Below are 555 nucleotides of genomic sequence, written 5' to 3' on the forward strand. Positions count from 1 at the left end.
CCGTGGCTAAGAAAAACCCGACACACACCAGATACAGAAAAGTGATATCAAAATGCCCCGAGGCCACTTCAAAAGCATTGCGTTGTGCCTGCGTCATTGCGAATTTTCCTGACGGTAATGGCCGGATAACGCGCCGGATCCCTGGGGCTGGTCGCGGGAAGGCGTGAGATAGTGATCGATACCCGCTTTGATGGTGCGGAGATCAGTCTGAATGAGCTGATAATCAAAGTCATAACGAGGAAGTTTTGACGTATCCGATTGCTTTCCTGCGATGCTGGCACGCTCCAGTGCTATCTGCACCTGCTCAATCAGACGCTTTGCACTCGCCAGTTCGTCTTTTTCGGCCGCATGAGCCAGTGGTATACACAACACAGCCAGCCCCAGCAGGCAGGCAGAACAGGATATCGAAAAACCACCGCGCATAAACACTCACCTTATGATGGGTTCCAAAATGCCAAGGATGCGGCGTTTTTTAGCGGCGGTCAGTAATAAACTCTTTATGCTTTGGTGAAAATTAGCTAAATAGTCTGACTAATTTATTTGATTAACGGTTTA

At 48.8% G+C, this 555-nt stretch carries 2 protein-coding genes; both read right to left on the reverse strand.

What is annotated here, in order from left to right; all coding sequences use genetic code 11:
• Nucleotides 1–97 (reverse strand): DUF3262 family protein (locus AAC854_RS24520; RefSeq protein ID WP_422824133.1); only part of this gene is annotated, 97 nt, incomplete at its 3' end.
• Nucleotides 94–423: an integrative conjugative element protein, RAQPRD family gene (locus tag AAC854_RS22950; RefSeq protein ID WP_340619106.1), complete on the reverse strand. Its 330-nt coding sequence runs from the start codon at nt 421–423 to the stop codon at nt 94–96. The genes AAC854_RS24520 and AAC854_RS22950, both read right to left, overlap by 4 nt.
• Nucleotides 424–555 lie beyond the last annotated feature (132 nt).

The organism is Xenorhabdus entomophaga (assembly GCF_037996725.1).
GTDB classification, from domain to species: Bacteria; Pseudomonadota; Gammaproteobacteria; order Enterobacterales; family Enterobacteriaceae; genus Xenorhabdus; species Xenorhabdus khoisanae.